1 protein-coding gene is annotated in these 1055 nt (G+C 67.0%); it reads left to right on the top strand.

All coding sequences use genetic code 11. The features are described 5' to 3' along the window. Positions 1-128 precede the first annotated feature (128 nt). A complete protein-coding gene (locus tag JAO81_RS41890) occupies positions 129-998 on the top strand; it encodes a transposase family protein (RefSeq protein WP_307814255.1) in 870 nt (289 codons plus the stop codon). The last annotated feature ends 57 nt before the right edge of the window (positions 999-1055 follow it).

Genomic DNA, 1055 nt, shown 5'->3' with positions numbered 1-1055 from the left:
CTAACGACCTCGTGCATGGTTGGCCGTGGCGCGTCGGGCCTTGACCGTTGATCATGGTCTGTGTGGTGAGGAACCGGGCACGTGCAGCGATCATCCGAAGCCAGCGGATCACGGGGCTGGGTCCCGGCGTGATCGCTGAACTCGTCGCTGAAATCGGCCCGTTGTGGCACGAGCGGCACCAAGCGGTCCTCGTCGCGCGGCCCCGTCGCCGAGCTGTCGGTGCCGGGGCGAAGCACAAACTGGTCTTCGTCGACCGGCTGTTGGCCACCCTCGTCCACCTCCGGCACGGTGCCACCCACGACGTGCTGGCCTGCTGGTTCGGCGTCGACCGCTCAACCATCACGCGCGCAATCGGTGAAGTACGGCCTCTACTTGCTGAGCGTGGCTGCACCATCGCGCCCGGCCTTCGGCTGTGCACCCTCGCCGACGTCATCGATCATCTCGGTGCGAGCGGGCAGACCGGCATCATCGACGGCACCGAGATCCGGGTCCGCCGCCCAGCCGCCGGACGCAAGGACCGCGAGAAGTTCATCTCCGGCAAGAACAAGCAGAACGCCGTGAAGTCCATGGTCGTCACGGACGCTGCCGGGAGGCTGCTGTTCTGCAGTCGGGCTGAGCCGGCGAGCTGCGCGGACATCACCCACGCCCGAAAGTTGGGCCTGGTCAAGCTACTCACCGATGGTCCTGTCGTGGAGATCCTGGCCGACGCCGGCTATCAGGGGCTCGGCGCCCAGACGGGCGGGCGTGTGGTGACACCGCCGCACCGCAAGTTCAAGAAGAACCCGCCCGATTGGTACGAGGCGATGCACGAACGCCAGCGCAAGGCCCACTCCTCACGGCGTATCCGCGTCGAGCACGGCATCGGCCACCTCAAGAACTGGCGGGCCCTCGCCCGCCACCATGGCCGCCGTGAGCACATGAGCGACATCATCCAAGCCGTCGCCGGACTGCTCTCTCACCAGCAGACCGCCACGATGGCTCGCAGTACGCGAACGTGAACACGATGGCCAGCTCGCGGCACTCGATGCGCCACGGCCAACCATGCACGAGCTCGT

The organism is Streptomyces sp. N35 (assembly GCF_016464295.1).
In the GTDB taxonomy this organism is placed as follows: Bacteria; Actinomycetota; Actinomycetes; order Streptomycetales; family Streptomycetaceae; genus Streptomyces.
This window is presented reverse-complemented; position numbering and strand designations above follow the sequence as displayed.